Annotated in this window: 14 protein-coding genes; 8 read left to right on the plus strand and 6 right to left on the minus strand. The window is 59.5% G+C overall.

The window, feature by feature from the left end:
• Positions 1 to 45 precede the first annotated feature (45 nt).
• Entirely contained in the window at positions 46 to 1,389 is a 1,344-nt protein-coding gene (locus tag HMPREF2806_RS11475) for an NAD(P)/FAD-dependent oxidoreductase (RefSeq protein ID WP_070512750.1), read from the minus strand.
• Between the two features lie 186 nt (positions 1,390 to 1,575).
• On the opposite strand from HMPREF2806_RS11475, the gene HMPREF2806_RS11480 reads away from it, so the two are divergent.
• The 6 genes from HMPREF2806_RS11480 to HMPREF2806_RS11505 all read left to right on the plus strand — a co-directional run bounded on the left by HMPREF2806_RS11480 (position 1,576) and on the right by HMPREF2806_RS11505 (position 8,369).
• Positions 1,576 to 2,868 (plus strand): class I SAM-dependent methyltransferase, encoded by a 1,293-nt coding sequence (locus HMPREF2806_RS11480; RefSeq protein ID WP_070512747.1) that lies wholly within the window; start codon positions 1,576 to 1,578, stop codon positions 2,866 to 2,868.
• 58 nt (positions 2,869 to 2,926) lie between these two features.
• A complete protein-coding gene (locus HMPREF2806_RS11485; protein WP_070512744.1) occupies positions 2,927 to 3,649 on the plus strand; it encodes a glycerophosphodiester phosphodiesterase in 723 nt (240 codons plus the stop codon).
• A gap of 234 nt (positions 3,650 to 3,883) precedes the next feature.
• A complete protein-coding gene (locus HMPREF2806_RS11490; RefSeq protein ID WP_046649375.1) occupies positions 3,884 to 4,858 on the plus strand; it encodes a carbohydrate ABC transporter permease in 975 nt (324 codons plus the stop codon).
• On the plus strand, positions 4,859 to 5,830 hold the full coding sequence (locus tag HMPREF2806_RS11495) for a carbohydrate ABC transporter permease (RefSeq protein WP_046649374.1): 972 nt from the start codon (positions 4,859 to 4,861) through the stop codon (positions 5,828 to 5,830). It abuts the gene before it with no gap.
• A 71-nt stretch (positions 5,831 to 5,901) separates the two neighbouring features.
• Entirely contained in the window at positions 5,902 to 7,212 is a 1,311-nt protein-coding gene (locus tag HMPREF2806_RS11500; RefSeq protein ID WP_070512741.1) for an ABC transporter substrate-binding protein, read from the plus strand.
• A 26-nt stretch (positions 7,213 to 7,238) separates the two neighbouring features.
• Complete coding sequence (locus tag HMPREF2806_RS11505) at positions 7,239 to 8,369, plus strand: ABC transporter ATP-binding protein (RefSeq protein ID WP_049154656.1); 1,131 nt, start codon at positions 7,239 to 7,241, stop codon at positions 8,367 to 8,369.
• 60 nt (positions 8,370 to 8,429) lie between these two features.
• Here the strand turns inward: HMPREF2806_RS11505 and HMPREF2806_RS11510 are convergent, their stop codons facing one another.
• Entirely contained in the window at positions 8,430 to 11,351 is a 2,922-nt protein-coding gene (locus HMPREF2806_RS11510) for an FAD-binding and (Fe-S)-binding domain-containing protein (protein ID WP_070517784.1), read from the minus strand.
• A 109-nt stretch (positions 11,352 to 11,460) separates the two neighbouring features.
• Between HMPREF2806_RS11510 and HMPREF2806_RS11515 the strand changes: the two genes are divergently transcribed.
• Positions 11,461 to 12,438, plus strand: coding sequence for a bile acid:sodium symporter family protein (locus HMPREF2806_RS11515; RefSeq protein ID WP_070517785.1), 978 nt, complete (start codon positions 11,461 to 11,463; stop codon positions 12,436 to 12,438).
• A 320-nt stretch (positions 12,439 to 12,758) separates the two neighbouring features.
• Here the strand turns inward: HMPREF2806_RS11515 and HMPREF2806_RS11520 are convergent, their stop codons facing one another.
• The 3 genes from HMPREF2806_RS11520 to HMPREF2806_RS13935 all read right to left on the minus strand — a co-directional run bounded on the left by HMPREF2806_RS11520 (position 12,759) and on the right by HMPREF2806_RS13935 (position 16,008).
• A complete protein-coding gene (locus HMPREF2806_RS11520; RefSeq protein ID WP_049154659.1) occupies positions 12,759 to 14,129 on the minus strand; it encodes an MFS transporter in 1,371 nt (456 codons plus the stop codon).
• A gap of 817 nt (positions 14,130 to 14,946) precedes the next feature.
• Positions 14,947 to 15,645, minus strand: a complete 699-nt coding sequence (locus tag HMPREF2806_RS11525) for a YceI family protein (RefSeq protein ID WP_070517786.1) — start codon at positions 15,643 to 15,645, stop codon at positions 14,947 to 14,949.
• 3 nt (positions 15,646 to 15,648) lie between these two features.
• Positions 15,649 to 16,008, minus strand: a complete 360-nt coding sequence (locus HMPREF2806_RS13935; RefSeq protein WP_046649171.1) for a hypothetical protein — start codon at positions 16,006 to 16,008, stop codon at positions 15,649 to 15,651.
• A gap of 131 nt (positions 16,009 to 16,139) precedes the next feature.
• On the opposite strand from HMPREF2806_RS13935, the gene HMPREF2806_RS11535 reads away from it, so the two are divergent.
• On the plus strand, positions 16,140 to 16,523 hold the full coding sequence (locus HMPREF2806_RS11535; RefSeq protein WP_046649170.1) for an RNA polymerase-binding protein RbpA: 384 nt from the start codon (positions 16,140 to 16,142) through the stop codon (positions 16,521 to 16,523).
• Between the two features lie 103 nt (positions 16,524 to 16,626).
• Here HMPREF2806_RS11535 and musI read toward each other — a convergent pair whose 3' ends face one another.
• Positions 16,627 to 17,268: an ABC transport system MusEFGK2I component MusI gene (musI, locus tag HMPREF2806_RS11540; RefSeq protein WP_070517787.1), complete on the minus strand. Its 642-nt coding sequence runs from the start codon at positions 17,266 to 17,268 to the stop codon at positions 16,627 to 16,629.
• Positions 17,269 to 17,275: the final 7 nt, after the last annotated feature.

Consider the following 17,275-nt stretch of genomic DNA (forward strand, 5'->3'; position numbering starts at 1 on the left):
AAGGAGAGAGGATAATTCCTCTCTCCTTTTTAAGACGCGTAAGACCTAGTGGAGGTCGCGGTCAATCACGTTGCGAGCAACGCGCTGCTGCTGGGTGATCTCCAGGTTGCCGCGGTCGCGCGAGAAGGCGTTGAGAATCCAGTGCAGCGCCACGAGGGTACGGCTGCGGAAGCCAACGATGTAGAAGATGTGCAGTCCGAGCCAGGAGATCCAGGCCGGGAAGCCAGCGAACTCGGTCTTGCCCAACTTGACCACTGCGTTGAAGCGGGAAATGACGGCCATGGAGCCCTTGTCGAAGTACTCAAACGGCTCGGCCTCGTTAGCGGTGGACTCCTCATCAATCTTGGCCTCGATGAGCTTGCCCACGTGGTTGCCGCCCTGGATGGCCACCTGGGCCACACCCGGAAGGCGGTTGAGGGAAATCATGTCGCCGACGATGTAGACGTTCTTGTACTCACCAACCGTGAGGTCCTCGTTTACGGAGACGCGGCCGGCCCGGTCTGCCTCCACGCCTGCCTGGTCGGCAATAAGCTTGCCCAGCGGGGAAGCGGCGACACCTGCAGACCAGATCTTGGTCGCAGCCTCGATGGTGACCTGTTCCTCGGTCTTCATGTTCTTGTAGGTGACGGCGTCAGCGGTGACGTCGGTAACCATGGCGTTGAGGCGCACGTCAACGCCCAGCTTCTCCAGGGTGCGCTGAGCCTTGCGGCCGAGGCGCTTGCCAAACGGAGGAAGCACCTGCGGCGCACCATCCAGGAGGTAAATCTTGGCGGAGGAGGAACCAAAGTTGGAGTAGGTGCCAGCGAAGGTGCGCTGGGCCAGCTCGGCGATCTGGCCGGTGAGCTCAACGCCAGTCGGGCCAGCGCCGACGATGACGAAGGTCAGTAGCTTTTCACGCTTGGCAGGATCCTCTTCCAACTCAGCCTTCTCGAAGGCGGAGATGATGCGGGAGCGGATCTCCAGGGCGTCGTCAAGCGTCTTCATGCCCGGCGCGTGCTCGGCAAAGTGGTCGTTGCCGAAGTAGGACTGGCCAGCGCCGGCGGCGACGATGAGGGAGTCGTAGCCGTAGGTGCGAACAGCGCCGTCAAGTTCTGCGGAGACGGTCTGTTCCTTGATATTGATGTCAGTGACTTCGCCGTTGACGAAGTTGACGTTGTCCTGATGGCGCAGGAGCTGACGCGTGGACGGGGCGATTTCGCCGGCGGAAATGACGCCGGTGGCTACCTGGTAGAGCATCGGCTGGAAGAGGTGGTGGTTCTTCTTGTCGATGAGGGTGATCTCAACATCCGCGTCCTTGAGCTTCTTGACGGCGTTGATGCCGCCGAAGCCGGCACCGATAACAACGACGTGGTGGCGGCCGTTACTAGGGCGGTGGGGAGTTTGCGCCATGGTGATTGAATACCTTCCTGAAGAAAGCTTGATTATTTTACCCGAGTCAGTCTAAACCTTTCTAGCGGTACATGCATACTTTATGGGTTATTAACTGGCTTTTTGGGCCGCGCCTCCACCTCTTCGTGGCCCGCTGGTTTTACTCTAAGTAAATACGTGTGTGCGATGAGGAAGGCTGGCTAGAGCGTGTATTCCCACTTGGCATCGATTGACGCTGCGACGTGGCCCGGCGTAGCAACCGTGCCCTCACCGCGTTTGCTGCGCTTTACGGGCGGCCGGACTGAAGCGGAGTTTGCGCAGGCCTGCGCCAAAGCAGGGGTGGAGCTGGAAGGCGAGGAGCCGGATCTGGCTGTGCTTCACGACGCCCTCTTTTCCCGCATCGCCGATTCGGGCTGGCTGGGCCTGGCTGAGTCTTATATGGCAGGGGAGTGGACGACGCCCGATTCCGATCGCTTGGTCAAGGTTCTCCTGCGGCTGTTGGGGGTGGGGTATCGGCCGAAAGCGAAGGAACTGGCGGTCGAGGCGTCGAGCCCCGGCGAGCTGCCCCTCGACGTGGTGAAGCTGTACGCGGGTGACTCCTTGAGCCATTCGGGCGGAATTTTCGCTAGCGGCGTTCCCACCACGGTGCGCGAGGCGGTCCGCAGCTATAGCGCACGGGTGGGGAGCAAGGAACCCAAGGAGCACTTCGTCGATGTGACGAGCGTGACCGAGCCGACGCATACGGACCGCGAGGACTTGGGTGATGCACAGCGCCGCGCTGCACAGTGGCTTCTCGATGCCACCCGCACGGGCGCCGGCACACATCTTCTGGTGTACCCGGCGACTGGTCTGCAGGTAGCAGTACAAGCCGTTGCCCGGCGCGCCACAGTTGACGTCCTTACAGGCGACACAGAGCAGCAGGCGCTGTTCGACGAACAACTGCTTCTCGAAGGCGCCGCCGACTCTGTCCATGTGCAGGGCATCGAAACGGCGTTGCCCAATCCGAAGAAGTGGCGCGGGCGCTATGACGCGATTGTCAGCGTAGAGAAGTTAGAGACGCTATCGCCCCCCGAGCGCCGCCGCTACGTGCAGATGCTGGATCGCTCGCTGGTCAGCGGTGGGCGTGTGGCTGTGGCCTCGTTGTTCGCCACCGACGCGTTGACCCCGGCCGCTCGGTCCGCGATTCAGGTTTTGCGCGCCTATATTTGGCCCGGATTGGACTATCCGACGATCGAGGAGACACACCGACTCTTCGATAGGCGTTCCAACCTGCGCATCATCGCTCAGACCCACACCGGAAGCCACTACCTGGAAACGCTTCGCTACCAGCGCAGTTTCTTCGATGGGCGGCGACGCGAAGCGGCGGCAGCGGGCTTCGACCAGGTTTTCCGCCGCCTCTGGACCTTCCAGTTCGCTCTCCGCGAGGCGCTGTTCACCTTAGGAATGCTGGATGCCGTGCACGTGGTGGCGACGCACCGCAACCGCGGAGGCCGCCGTTAGCGGTCTACACTGGGCGGCGCCAGAAGCACAACCACTTTGCGGCCCGGAGGGAAAGAACATGGCAGACCGCACAGGAATTATCGCGCACCGAGGGTATAACGGATGGTTCCCGGAGAATACGTACCGTGCCTTCGAGGAGGCTCTCAAGCTTGAGGTGGCCGGTGTGGAGTGCGACGTCAACCTGACCAAGGACGGGGAGGTAGTGGTTATCCACGACCAGACTGTGGATAGGACGTCGGACGGCACAGGCTCTGTCGGTGACATGACACTGGAGGAGCTGCGCACACTCAACTTTGGTACCGACGAGGATCCCCAACGCATTCTGCTTCTCGACGAACTGGTGGACCTCATCGAGTCATACCCCGGAAAGCAGCTGCTCATCGAGACGAAGCACCCGTCTCCTTTCGGGGCGCGACTCGAAGAGTCGGTGGCCGAAGTCCTACGCAACCGACATCTCGATGCCGATCCACGGTTCAGTCTGATTTCCTTTAACCCTGAAGCAATTGCGCGATTTCGAAACCTATTGCCATCCCTGCGCTCCTTTCTTCTTTTGGAACCGGATGCGGGACTACCAGATTCCCTCGAGGGCGCTTCGGGCTTCGGGCCTTCCATTCGCCAGGCGCGGTTGGACGCTGACTTCTTTGCAGACGTCGACAGTCACTCCTACGTATGGACGGTGAACTTACCGAAGGACATGGAGTGGTGCCGTAACAATGGGATAGAGCTCATGGCAACGGACTTGCCAGAGCTAGCACTCGACGTTGTGCGCTCGGCGAGTTAGCGCCAAGCTACGCCCGTGGCCGTTGTGTTCATCCCCGAAAAGGTCTAGCTGGAAAGATGGTGGCGCTTTCTTGCCCGGGAGTTTCTATGGAGTTCTTTCTCCCGTGCTTTGTGTGACGTACCCCACGCACAGGGAGGGCTTTTGGGGGCTAGGCTCCTGGAATTTTCTTTTTGTTTATTCAATCAAAACGTTGAGTAAACCTTCTGTTTACTGCCTTGGTCTAGTTTCTTCTGCATGGCAAAAACCATCCCCGCGAGCGGGCGAACGGCTGCGATCCCTCCTGTTAACGAGAAGCCGATCGTCTCCGAGGAGTACGCGCGCCACCCACGCAAGCGAAAGCTTGACTGGCGCCAGATCGGCCTAGCGGCATTGCTGATTGGCCCGAACCTTCTACTTCTCATTCTTTTCACCTATCGACCACTGGTCGATAACATCCGCATCTCTTTCTTTAACTGGAATATTTCATCGCCGACGATGACTTTTGTCGGTCTGCAGAACTACATCGACTGGTTCCAGGCGCCAGATACTGGACGCGTGGTGTTCAACACTGTCGTCTTCACCTTCTTCGCGGTGGTCGGTTCGATGGTTCTGGGGCTAGCGCTGGCATTGCTTCTGGATCAGAAACTGTTTGGCCGTGCGGCTGTGCGCTCAATGGTTTTCGCGCCCTATGTCATCGCTGGCGCGGCGATTGGCGTTGCCTTTCAGTTCGTCTTCGATCCTAACTACGGGCTCATTCAATACTTTTTGGGTCTTATCGGGGTCGATGTGCCGAACTTCTACCAGCAGCAGAACTGGGCACTGTTCATGATTACGGTGACCTACGTGTGGAAGAACGTGGGCTACGTTTTCGTCATCTATCTTGCTGCCCTGCAGGGGCGCCGCCGCGATCTCGATGAGGCCTCTGAGATTGACGGCACTCCGGCCGTGCGACATTTCTTCCGCGTGGTCCTGCCACAGCTTCGCGGTACCACGTTTTTCCTGTTAATCACTGTGCTGCTCAATTCCTTCCAGGTCTTCGACATCATCAACGCGATGACCGGCGGTGGACCGTTTGGTTACGGAACCTCCACGATGGTTTTCCAGGTGTACCAAGAGACGTTCATCAACAACCGTGCCGGCTATGGCGCTGCCGTGGCCACCATCATGTTCCTCGTCGTGCTTGTCATTACGGTGCTGCAGATCAAGTTGCAGGAAAGGATGGATAAGTAAATGTCCGAAAAACGCGCGATTCCGGCTTCTATCAAGGTAGGGCTCCCGCAAGCGAAAGGAGAGCTGCCGCCGGTTCCTGGTTCGCAGTCCCTCGCAGCACCAGTCATCACCGAGGCCCAGCGCAAGCGTAAAGGTGAGCCGGTTGATCACGGTCATCCAGCAACGAAGGTCGTCGGCTACATTGCCTTGGTACTGACAGTGCTGATGATTATGGTGCCGCTGTACTTCATCTTCATCACCAGTTTTAAGTCTTTCCAGGATGTGTATTCGGATCCGATTTCCTTCTGGCCTAATCCTTTTAAGGCAGAAAACTATTCCTATGTCTGGCAGACTTCTGGCTTTTCGAGCTACCTGAGAAACTCCATCATCATCACGCTGATTCTCACGGTGGTGGAGGTAGTCCTCGGAGTGCTGACTGCCTATGCCTTCGCATTCATTCGCTTCCCCGGCCGAAATCTGCTTTTCTTGCTTATCATCGCCTCGCTGATGGTGCCCAACCAGATCACCATTATTTCCAATTACTCGTTGGTTGCGTCATGGGGTTGGAGAGACACCTACGCCGGAGTCATCATCCCGTTGGCGGGCGTGGCGTTCGGTGCCTTCCTCATGCGCAATCACTTCCAATCATTGCCCCCGGAGATTCTCGAGGCCGCGCGCATGGACGGGGCAGGATTCTTCACAACCTTGTTCCGAGTGGTCCTGCCCATGTCGTGGCCAACGCTGTCCGCGTTCGTCCTGATCACCGTGGTCAATGAGTGGAACCAATACCTGTGGCCTTTCCTGATTACGGATACACCGGCTGCAGCCACCCTTCCGGTGGGCCTAACCCGCTTGCAGGACGCGGAAGGCGTGACCAACTGGGCGCCGGTGATGGCCGGCACAGTGCTGACAACCCTGCCCATGATCATCATCTTCCTCATACTCCAGAAGCCGATGATTAAGGGCCTGACTGCTGGAGCAGTCAAGGGCTAGCCTGCCTGCTATCCCGACGCCCAACTCGAACAAGTCCCCTGAACTCTTCACTTCTCAAGGAGAACCTCCCCATGTCTCGTAAGATTTCTACTCGTATCGTTGCCGCCTGCGCGGCACTTCTCACCACAGCGTCCTTGACCGCCTGTGCAGGTGGTTCGACCACCGCAGGGAACGACTCAAAGGACGGCGGAGACGCCAACACCATCACCTTCTGGTCCAACCACCCGGGTTCTTCCCGTGACATAGAGCAAGAGCTCATTGATGAGTTCGAGAAGGAGAACCCAGATCTGAAGGTCGAACTGGTTACCGCAGGTTCCAACTACGAGGAAGTTGCACAGCGCTTCAACGCTGCCCTCGCAGGTGGCGACCTTCCCGACGTCCTCGTTGCTTCTGACGTCACGTGGTTCAACTTCGCGCTGAATGAGGCCACGACGCCGCTCGATGAGCTGTGGGAGATGAACGACATTGACTATGAGGGCTACGTCGACACCCTGCGCGAAGACTACAACTACAAGGACAAGCACTACGGCGTTCCGTACTCCCGCTCCACGAACCTGATGTACTGGAACACCGATGACCTCAAGGCAGCTGGACTTCCTACCGACCGTGGCCCGAAGGACTGGGAAGAGTTCGACGAGTGGGCCACCAAGATCAAGGACAAGCTCGACAAGCCGGCCGTCACCGTTCCGGATGGATCCAACTACCTCGACTGGTACTTCCAGGGCATGATTTGGGCCTTCGGTGGCTCTTACTCTGATGAGTGGGAACCGAACTTTACGTCGAAGGAGTCCATCGAGGCTGGCAAGTTCTTGCAGGACCAGGTCAAGGCCGGTCACATCGAAATCTCCACTGACCCGACCGTAGCCTTCGGCTCTGGCAAGGCCTCTGGACTGCTGGAGTCCACTGGTTCTCTGGGCGGGCTGAAGGAGACGGCGACGATTCCATTCATCACGACCTACCTGCCAGGCCCTGGTCCTTCGGCAGCCACCGGTGGTGCTGGTCTGGCCGTGCCGGCTGGAATTTCTGACGAGCGCAAGGCTAACGCGGTCAAGTTCATTGACTTCCTGACGAACACCGAGAACACGATCAAGTTCTCCCAGAAGACGGGCTACATGCCGGTGCGCAAGGACGCCCTGGATGATCCGGAGGAGAAGAAGTTCTTGGAGGAGAACCCGAACGCCCAGACGGCAATCGAGCAGCTCAACGAGAACACCAAGCCGCAGGATTACGCTCGTGTCTTCGTGCCGGGCGGCGGACAGCGCATCGGTGGCGTTCTTGACCGCATCACTGTGGGCAATGAGGATGTGGAGTCCGCATTCGGCGACCTGCAGAAGGAGACGCAGAGCGTTATCGACCGCGACATCACCCCGAAGCTCAAGTAACACTTCGGATCGTTTGAAAGGACACCATGGCTACTGTTGAATTCCGTCAGGCTTCCAGGATTTATGACCCGAAGAAGCCACCGGCGGTCAGCCGCATTAACCTCGATATCAAGGACGGCGAGTTTCTAGTACTCGTCGGACCGTCTGGTTGCGGCAAATCCACGACATTGCGCATGCTCGCTGGCCTTGAGCCAATCGACGAAGGCCAGATCTTCATCGACGGGGCCGACGTTACCGAGACCCGCTCGCGGGACCGCGATGTAGCCATGGTGTTCCAGTCCTATGCGCTGTACCCCAACATGACAGCACGTCAGAATATGGCGTTTGCATTGCAAAATGCCAAGGTGGATAAGGCAACCATCGAAGAGCGCGTGAGCTTCGCTGCGAAAATGCTGGAGCTGGAGGACCTTATCGATCGCAAGCCCTCCGCAATGTCGGGTGGCCAGCGCCAGCGTGTGGCCATGGGGCGCGCTATCGTGCGCCAGCCCAAGGTCTTTCTCATGGATGAGCCCCTCTCCAATCTGGATGCGAAGCTCCGCGTATCCACGCGTGCGCAGATCCTTCAACTGCAGCGCGAGCTCAACACCACCACGGTCTATGTCACCCACGACCAAACTGAGGCAATGACCATGGGGGATCGCGTGTGTGTCCTCAAACAAGGCATTATTCAGCAAGTCGCCCCGCCTAAAACACTGTACGAGAACCCCGGTAACTCCTTCGTCGCGACGTTCATCGGTTCGCCGGCTATGACTCTCATCGACAACGTCCCCTTCGTTGACGGTCGCGTTGTCAGCGGCAAAGACCAGGCGCTGGACTACTACATGCCACAGGAACAGGCCGCGAAGGTGGGAGCGGATCACGTCCTCGTTGGTGTGCGCCCAGAGAATTGGGAAATCATCGGCGTCAACCAACCAGGTGAAGAGTATGGGATACCGGTTAGGGTCGATATTGTGGAGCACTTAGGCTCCGAGCTGTACGTCTATGGTGGCCGCGAAGAGTCGGCCAATGACGGGACCGTGGTCCGCGGTGACCGCATCACGGTGAAGGTGCCGCGCGGCATTGACGTGCACCAAGGCGACACGATCTACCTGCGCCCGATGAAGGGCGGGTGCGTGTTTTTCGCCCCGGACACCGAAATCAATTACGACTATCTCTAACCCGATCTGTTGCGCCGGTGGCAGAGCTCCCGCTGAGGAGTATTGCCACCGGCGCGTTGCTTATGGAGTGACGACCGGACGGGAGGCCCGCTCCAACAGCACTGCGATTGATTCATAGGTCCGCCCGGAGATCATCTCCAGGCCCATCTCGCAGGTGCGGTTATCGGAGACGAAGGCGTCGAAGTGCTCCGCGTCGAGTGAAGCACGCTCCTCGCGCGTGGCGGACTCGACGAGCTCCGGGTGCAGCATGACGCGGTCACCGGCGGAGCCACAGCACATCGCGCCCTCTGGGACTTTGGCAGAACCGCAGAGGTTCGCCAGGTCAACCAGGGCCTGGCTCATGCCCATGTGGTCAGTCGAGCAAGTTGGGTGGACTGCGATGGAGCCCATGTTTTTCACGATGGGCAGGTGCGGGGCGATTTCATCACGGAGCCATTCCACGACATCGAGGATGCGCAGATCCTCCCAAAGCTTGCGGTCGGCAGGGGAGAGCACCTCAGGAACCGAATCGAGCAACCCGTGGGTGCAGCTGGCTGCATCAACCACGATGGGCAGCTGGCCGTGCTCCGACCAGTGCCAGAGGTCGCGCACAATCTTTTGAGCTTGGTACTCAAACCCTTCCTTGTAGCCCTTGGAGGACCACGGTGTGCCACAGCAATCGCCGGCGACATCCTCGGGGATCCACACCGGCTGGCCAGCCCGGCGTCCGAGTTCCACGATGGCGCGCGGGAGGTCGACCGAATCCTTAGCCGCACCGGCTGGGCGGCCGAAGATGCGGTTGATGCAGGCAGGGAAGTAGAGCGCGCCAGCGCCCTCGCGCGGGGTTTCCGGCAGACGCGATGCGGCCTGCGGAAGCGGCCCCGGGACGGTGGGCAGCAAGTCGGGTGCTACCACGTTACGTGCCATGTTGGCGCCCAGCTCGAGGGGCTTGTGGGGAATCTTGTTGGCGGAGATGATGCCAGCGCGGGCAAGCTTTTCCACCAACTCCCAACGCTGTGCCGTCGTCAGTGCCACCTTCTCGCGGGCCGGGGTGGCCTGCTGGGCGCGCAGCTGCTTCATCACTGCGCCGGTGTCGATGCTAATCGGGCAGGGGATAGAGCAGGTGCCGTCGGCGGCGCACATGTCGACGGCGTCGTACTGATACTCCTTCTGCAGCTGCGCCAAGACCTCTGAGCCTTCTTCCTGCCGGGCCATCTCGCGGCGCAGCACGATGCGCTGGCGCGGGGTCACCGTGGCGTGGCGGGAGGGGCAGACAGGCTCACAGAAACCGCATTCCACACACGGGTTGATCTCTTCCTCGACCTTGGGGAAGGACTTGAAGTTTCGCAGGTGGATGGTCTGGTCCCGGGTGAGCTTCACGTTCGGCGCCAGGATGCCCTTGGGATCGATCATGTTCTTGACTTCCCAGAACAGCTCGAAGGCCTCCGTGCCCCACTCGTGCTCCAGGAAGGGGGCCATGTTCACGCCGGTACCGTGCTCGGCCTTCATCGAGCCCTGGTATTTGTCAATGACCAGCTCGGCCAAATCATCCAAGAACGCGGCATAGGATTCGCGCTCCTCCTCAACGTCGAAGCGCGGGGTAAAGAAGAAGTGCAGGTTGCCAAAAGCAGCGTGGCCCATGACCGACTCCGGGTAGCCGTACTTGGCCTGCAAGTCCAACAGGTCCGCTGCGGCCTCACCGACCTGGGAAGGCGGGAAGCAGACATCCTCGGTGATGTAGGCCGTGCCGTTCGGGCGGTCTGCGCCCAGCAGGCCGTACAGGCCGTTGCGCAGCTCCCACGCGCCGCGCATGCCTTCCGCGGTGGTGAGGAACTCGAGGGGGCGCAGTAGTGGGGCGTCGGCAAGCACGGTGCGCAGGCGATCCATGGCCTTGTCCAGATCTGCCTCGTCGCTGCCGCCGACCTCGACGAGGAGTGCGGCGGCGTCATCGTCGAGGTTGCGCCAGGACTCGGGGGCGTGGGAGTAGTGCTCGGCCGAGCGGCGCATGACCGGGGCAACCAGAAGCTCGCAGGCTTCCGCGCCGGTTTCCATGATGGGGTGCACGTAGTTTGCGGCATCGCGGAGGTTGGGCAGCTCGACCCAGGTCGTGGCCTTTACGCGCGGAAGCTTCACCGTGCGGATAACGGATTCCGTGATAGCACCGAAGATGCCCTCGGAGCCGATGAGGAGGCGCTTGAGAATGTGCACGGGCTCGTCTTCATCGAGGAAGGCGTCGATGCGCAGGCCATTGGTGTTGCGAATAGAGAACTTAGTGCGCAGGAACTTCACCATCTCGGTGTTGGCGCGCAGCTTATCGCGGAAGGCCAGCAGATCGGCGTGGAGCTTCGGCTCCTGCTTGCGGAAGGCCTCGTCTCCACGGGACGTATCCACGATGGTGCCGGAAGGCAAGACGAAGATCAGCTCTTCGATGCTGTGGTAGCTATCGCGTTCCAAGGAGCAGCGCATGCCGCCGGAGTTATCGGCCAGCACGCCACCGATGGTGCACACGGACGTGGAACCCGGGTCCGGCCCCAGCATGAAGCCATGGCGGGAGAGTACTGCCTGGGCATCGCCCAAGATGACGCCGGGGCGCGACCACAGCTTGCGGCCTTCCTCGCGCACTTCCATGCCGCCGAAGTGGGTTTTGACATCGACGAGGATGTCATCTCCCATGGCCTGGCCGTTCAGGGACGTTCCTGCTGCGCGGAAGGTCATATGGCGACCGTGAGAATCGCAGTACTTCATGAGCGCAGCGAGGTCCGCGGCGTTGCGCGGGGAGACCACGATGTTCGGGATGGAGCGGTAGGGACCGGCATCAGAGGAAAAGCGCACGAGATCGCTGAGACGTCCGTGCACGTTTTCTGCGCCGACGATGGCTTCCATGTCCGCAACCAGCTCGGCGGGGGAGCCGTGGCGGTAGCGCTCGGAAACGGCGTCGGCCTGGCTGGTAGCGCCGGCCGGGCGTGAGAAACGAGAGGAATCGGGGCTTAGTAGCTTGGACATATTTCTAATCTATCGCTTGACAGTAAATCTCGACCAAACCGGGTACGTGAGGTTCATCATATGGGATACTCAATTCATATAGTGAGACACATTTTGGAAAGGAAACACTATGACGAACCCGCGCACAGAAGGGGAGACCGGCGAGAAACTCGCCGTCTACATATTCCCCATCGTTATTGTTGCCTGCGCCATTGTCGCCTTTTTGAGCCCCAGCACCTTCGAGCCGGTGGGGCAGTACACCTCGCAATTGCTCATGGTCATCATGTTTTCCATGGGGCTTACCCTGACGATTCCGGACCTGGCCCTGGTGGCGAAGCGCCCATTGCCCATCTTCTTGGGCGTTATCTGTCAATTTGCCATCATGCCGACGAGCGCCGTGCTCGTGGCTAAACTGCTAGGGCTTTCCGACGCCGCCACCGTCGGCCTCATCCTTCTCGGGTCTGTGCCCGGCGGTACTGCCTCCAATGTGATGGCCTACCTGGCCAAGGGCGATGTGGCGCTGTCGGTGGCGATGACCTCGGTATCCACGCTGGTCTCGCCGATCATGACGCCGTTGCTCATGCTGTGGTTGGCAGGGCAGACCGCGGAGGTCAATGGTGCTGGCATGATGTGGTCGCTGGTACAGACCGTCCTCATACCGGTAGGCCTGGGTCTGCTGCTGCGCGTGATTGCAAGCAAGGCGGTAGACAAGGTGCTGCCGGCTTTGCCGTGGGTGGCCATCGCTGGCATCGGCGGCGTTGTCATGGCGGTGGTGTCAAAATCCCAGGACAAGTTGGTCACCGTTGGTCTCGTCGTGTTTGTCGGCGTGGCTATCCAGAACCTTATCGGATTTCTCTTTGGCTACTACATGGCGAAGCTAGCCCGCCAGCGCGAGGCAGCGGCGCGCACCACGGCCATTGAAGTAGCAACCCAGAACTCGGGGCTTGCCTCGGCATTGGCGTTGCAGTTCTTTACCCCGGAGGCTGCGCTGCCGGGTGTGGTCGCCGCGGTGTGGGCCAACGTCACTGGTGCAGTCTTCTCCGCCATCGTGCGCCGCAAGCCCATCGACGACGAGGTGGAATCCAGTAAAACTGCCGTTTCTGTGTAGCAGGTTGCCCATCCGGGCAACTAGCTCTGCATAGGTGGTTGGCACATGTTTGCCGGCCATCTGCTTTCCATTTGTGCAGACCTGGAAGTGCAGACTCGCTGTTCGTCGCAAAGCACTGCCTGGGCGCTTGACGACACCCACCTGCAGGTCTGCACTTCCAGATCTGTACTTTTGGAAGCAACGGGGGCGCGGTCCCCATGGTGCGAACCCCATACGGTGCGAGGTGAAGCGCCAATGTGGGGTTGCACCGCAACAAAAATCTCCCCGCCCCTCGGTGAGCACCACCGAAAGGAGACGGGGAGAAGCTTGTGTCTGAAGGCCTAAACCTGGGAAAGATCCTGGTCCTTCAGCTCCTGCATCATGAGGATAGCGATGAGGGAGATGAAGCAGACGATGATGAGGTAATAGCCCACGTAGCTCACGTTAAAGGCGCTGACCAGCCACGTAGCGATGAACGGTGCCACGGCGGCGCCGAGGATGGAGGAGACGTTGTACGCGATGCCGGAACCGGTGTAGCGGACGTTAGTGGGGAAGAGCTCCGGCAAGACAGCCGACATGGGGCCGAAGATGAGGCCCATGATGAACATGCCGACGAGCAAGAAGCCGAGGACCGAGTTGCGGTCAGCGTGTTCGATGCCGAGGAAGAAGGGGAAGCTGAAACCGAAGGTAATCATGATGAGTGAGGTCACGACCAGGATCGGCTTGCGGCCATACCTATCCGACAGCATGGAAGATACGGGAATGCCGATGATGAACATGAAGATGGAGATCAGCTGGATCTCCAGGAATTCCAGGTAGGGGATTCCCAAACCCAGCCCCTGGGATTTATCGCCGATACCGTAGGAGAGAATCCAGGTGGTGACTAGGTAGAACAGCGTGTAACAGGAGACCATGACGAAGGTACCGATGATCATCGGCTTCCAGGCAGTGCGGAAAGCCTCCACCATGGGGGTCTTGACCTTCTTGCCTTCGTCTACTGCCTGCTGGAAGACAGGTGTTTCCTCCAGGCGCAGGCGGACGTAGAGGCCAATGAGGACCATGACAGCGGAGGCGAGGAAGGGCAAGCGCCAGCCCCATTCCATGAAGGTGCCGGTCGTGTCGCCGCGGGAGTAATCCATGGTCGCAACCAGAGTCAGGAAGAAGCCATTGGCGAGCAAGAACCCGAAAGGTGCGCCGAACTGCGGCCACATGGCGGCGGAAGCGCGCTTGCCTTCCTCGGCGGTCTCGGAAGCCAGCAAAGCTGCACCGGACCATTCGCCGCCCAAGCCCAAACCCTGGCAGAAGCGCATCAGGGCCAACAGGGCAGGCGCGATGATGCCCGCGGTCTGGTACGTGGGGAGGACGCCGATGATGAAGGTAGCAATGCCCATCGTCAGGAGTGCACCCACGAGGGTGGCCTTGCGGCCGATGCGATCGCCAAAGTGTCCAAAGAGCACTGAGCCCAGTGGCCGGGCAATGAAGGCCAGGCCGAAGGTGGCAAAGGACTGGAGCAGGGCAACGGTGGGGTCCTCGGTCTTCGGGAAGAAGAGGAAAGGAAAGACGGCTACGGCTGCCGTGGCATAAATATAGAAGTCATAGAACTCGATGGTCGTACCAATGGTCGATGCCACGGCCACACGCACGCGGTCACGTTTTGTGAGCTGCTGTGCTGGGGCCGCTGTCTTTGGCGGCGTGGTGCTGACGGCGGTCATGTGGGAAGCGCCCTCCTTGATAATTTCAATAGAGTGATTGATTATGTGGGAAACATTACCGTCCCATAGATTGAAATCCAACTCTCACCACATGATAAATTTGCGAGAACTGGGAAGAGGTTGACATGTTGTGGTGCTGTGGCCGTGACTATTGGGCGGGGAGGGTGCGCAAATACAATCTGACATAATGTACATTATCGGACAACAACTTATGCTGCGGGAAGATATGACTTAGCATCTCCCGTCTCTGGGCTCGCATGGATCTGTACTCAGGCCTTGACGGTGTGCCCTCGCTGAGCCATGGGTGCCGGCGGAGTTATGCGTGCGTTGCGCGTACTCGACAGGCCCTTGATGCTTTGCTCCGAGTTGCCTGTCCCGTCCGCATCGCCGTTCCGAAAAGTTCGAGCCTTCAGCTTATTTGGCGACTTCTTGGTTTGCTGCCTTCCAGACGGCTTTCCTGTGTGCCATGCGTTGTCTGAGGGTCGCTATGCGTGCGGGTGGGATATTTGTGATGGCGCCTTTGGATCTGGACTGATCTGCATCTCCCCAGCCGCCTTAGGGGCAACCCCTTTTAAGCCACTATATAGTCACTGTTACGTAATTGTGCAGCATTTAGGGAGCTCATCGGAAAGCTGTTTTAGCGCCGTTGGTAAGCCATCACCAGCTGCACGACGGTGAGAGCTACAAGCACTACAGAAAACGCTGCCAGAAGTTTCGTCCCCTGAAACCAGATGAAAATGCCGAATCCTGCGAGCACTACGAGACGCACCCACAGGACAGGAATAAGATGCCGATAATTCATGACTAACCGTGCGCGCTACTTCTCGAGGGTAACGCGAACGTTAACGTCGCCGACCTCGGAGATCTTTGCGGCGATCATCTCCGGGGCTTCGAGGCCGAAATCGAGGCGATTTATCGGAATATCGCCGCCCAAGATAATGGTGTCACCATCGCGGACCACCTGGAAGTCCTGCGTCACGCTCTTGGTCTCGCCGTGGATGGTCAGGTCACCAGTCAGTGGGACGGTGACCAGTGAGCCGTCGTCAGGCACGGCGGAGACATCTGCTGGCTCGGTCAACGTGAAGGTCGACTCTGGGTACTTCGTTACCTCAAAGAGCTTCGACTTCATGTTCTGATCGCGCACCTTCTTGTCCGTGGTCAGGCTCGCCATGTCCACGGTGATGCTGGCTTCCTCAACGACCCCGTCCTTGATGGTTGCCTGGCCGGTGACATGCTTGGTGGAGCCAGACGTCGTGCGCTTATCCGCCGGCAGGATCTCGTCGATGGTAAACCCGGCTGAGGTGTAGTTATAGGCCGAACCTTGCACCACGTGCCATTCGCCATCAACATCTGTCGTTGCGGCATGGACCTTATCCGCGTTGATCGGCTCGGTCTTCACACCGCGGCCCATGATCACCGAAAACGCCAACGGTCCCAGGGCCAGTGCCGACGAGGCCAGAATCAGAACCACGAAGATACTGACAACCAGTTTGCGGTTACCTAATACGGATTTCATGTACTATCTCAATTCCTCAAGCTTACGAGCCAGTGCGACCAGTTCGGCACACAGCTGTTCCATCTCTTCAGCACTGGCGCTTTCCGACGCCGCCGTGGCCACGTCCTCGGCACAGCACCGGAGCTCAAAGAGACCGTCGCGGAGACGGTCCGCCTTGTCTGGAGTTAGGATGACAGCGTCCACGGGAATGGATGTCCCGACCACGTTGTGGCGCTGCTCGTATGCTCGTTGCTTGCACGAGGGCGAACAGAACTTGCGTGGCCTTCCCCGCCCGCCTTGTGCGATCTCTTTGCCGCACCACTGGCAGGTTGCCGTCCGGTGCCTCGAGGGCTTGCCGGGCTGCGGATCCTGTGTACCAATCACCTCACTCACCTTAGCCCATTAACCCGAGGGTGGGAACAAAGGCCGTGGGCCATTCGTTATAATGATAGAACTTTGGGTGATATAGGTCGACCCTGATCCCTTCCCTCAACGCTTGAAAAGGATGATGTTGCATGGCAGATCGCGTACTCCGTGGCAGCCGCATGGGCGCAGTGAGCTACGAAACCGACCGCGACCACGACTTGGCCCCGCGCCAGATGGTGAAATACCGCACCGAGGACGGCGACATCTACGAGGTGCCCTTCGCCGATGACGCGGAAATCCCCGAGGAGTGGATGTGCAAGAACGGTAAGCTCGGCACCCTTGTTGAGGGCGAGGGCGTTGAGTCCAAGCCGGTGAAGCCGCCGCGGACCCACTGGGATATGCTGCGCGAGCGCCGCTCCATTGAGGAGCTGGATGAACTGCTGACTGAACGCATCGAAAGCCTGCGTTCGCGTCGTCGGGCGGCAGCCCGCCTGCTCAAGGAGCAGAAGGAACAGGAAGAAAACGAAGGCTAAAAAGTCCGCCGCGCGCCGGTCCCACGGTCAAGGGGTAGTAGCTCCACAGAAGTGGAAGCCACTACCCTATTTGTCGTTTTGGGCCCTAAAGGCGAACGTCGCGCTAAGCACTGGCGGCTTCGTGCGGCGCTGAATTAAGTTCCGGCCACTGGAGAACCAGCTCGGCGAGATAGACCGCCAGGGCAGGTCCCAATACCGCGAGGAAGAACACATAGCCTCCCCACTGCGCCGGGAAAAAGAGCGGGAACAGCAACAAGAGTGCTGCCGGGGATACCGCCACTAGAGTACGCGGTAGGTGCGCTACCGCCTTCGTCATGGCGGCCGTGCACCGCTGGCTAAAACTCAGCCCCGGGGCATCGAGGTGGAAGAACCACACGCTGATGCAGCCCAGCACGAGGAGCCCAGAAACCAGCGCGGCACGCAGAACGACGCCCATTGTCCCGAAACCGGCCTTCGCGATGATGGCGAATTCATAGGCAGCTAAGGCGCCCAGTGCCAGGCAGATAAGCCACCAGGCGGTATTTGTTCCGGGGCGGGTCAAAAGGCCCCGAACGAAGGCCGCGCCGCGGCGTGAACCTTCTTCGCGGACCATCTGTCCGGTCACCGCGTGGGCGGTGCGCAGAGACATTCCCCCAGTCACCACGGGAAAGCACGTGATAACGAGGAGAACGTTGACGATGACAAGGTCAGCGAAAAGGCTCAGGGCGGCGTAGAACTTCGATTCGGGGCCGAGCAAGCGATTCATGGTTCTT

This window comes from Corynebacterium sp. HMSC076G08 (assembly GCF_001811515.1).
Lineage (GTDB): Bacteria > Actinomycetota > Actinomycetes > Mycobacteriales > Mycobacteriaceae > Corynebacterium > Corynebacterium hiratae.

Excerpts from the sequence above, each read along its gene's own strand:
- HMPREF2806_RS11525 (WP_070517786.1), bottom strand. The coding sequence starts at position 15,645 with ATGAAATCCGTATTAGGTAACCGCAAACTGGTTGTCAGTATCTTCGTG.
- musI (WP_070517787.1), bottom strand. The coding sequence starts at position 17,268 with ATGAATCGCTTGCTCGGCCCCGAATCGAAGTTCTACGCCGCCCTGAGC.
- HMPREF2806_RS11490 (WP_046649375.1), top strand. The coding sequence starts at position 3,884 with ATGGCAAAAACCATCCCCGCGAGCGGGCGAACGGCTGCGATCCCTCCT.
- HMPREF2806_RS11500 (WP_070512741.1), top strand. The coding sequence starts at position 5,902 with ATGTCTCGTAAGATTTCTACTCGTATCGTTGCCGCCTGCGCGGCACTT.
- HMPREF2806_RS11535 (WP_046649170.1), top strand. The coding sequence starts at position 16,140 with ATGGCAGATCGCGTACTCCGTGGCAGCCGCATGGGCGCAGTGAGCTAC.
- HMPREF2806_RS11505 (WP_049154656.1), top strand. The coding sequence starts at position 7,239 with ATGGCTACTGTTGAATTCCGTCAGGCTTCCAGGATTTATGACCCGAAG.
- HMPREF2806_RS11510 (WP_070517784.1), bottom strand. The coding sequence starts at position 11,351 with ATGTCCAAGCTACTAAGCCCCGATTCCTCTCGTTTCTCACGCCCGGCC.
- HMPREF2806_RS11475 (WP_070512750.1), bottom strand. The coding sequence starts at position 1,389 with ATGGCGCAAACTCCCCACCGCCCTAGTAACGGCCGCCACCACGTCGTT.
- HMPREF2806_RS11485 (WP_070512744.1), top strand. The coding sequence starts at position 2,927 with ATGGCAGACCGCACAGGAATTATCGCGCACCGAGGGTATAACGGATGG.
- HMPREF2806_RS11520 (WP_049154659.1), bottom strand. The coding sequence starts at position 14,129 with ATGACCGCCGTCAGCACCACGCCGCCAAAGACAGCGGCCCCAGCACAG.
- HMPREF2806_RS11515 (WP_070517785.1), top strand. The coding sequence starts at position 11,461 with ATGACGAACCCGCGCACAGAAGGGGAGACCGGCGAGAAACTCGCCGTC.
- HMPREF2806_RS11495 (WP_046649374.1), top strand. The coding sequence starts at position 4,859 with ATGTCCGAAAAACGCGCGATTCCGGCTTCTATCAAGGTAGGGCTCCCG.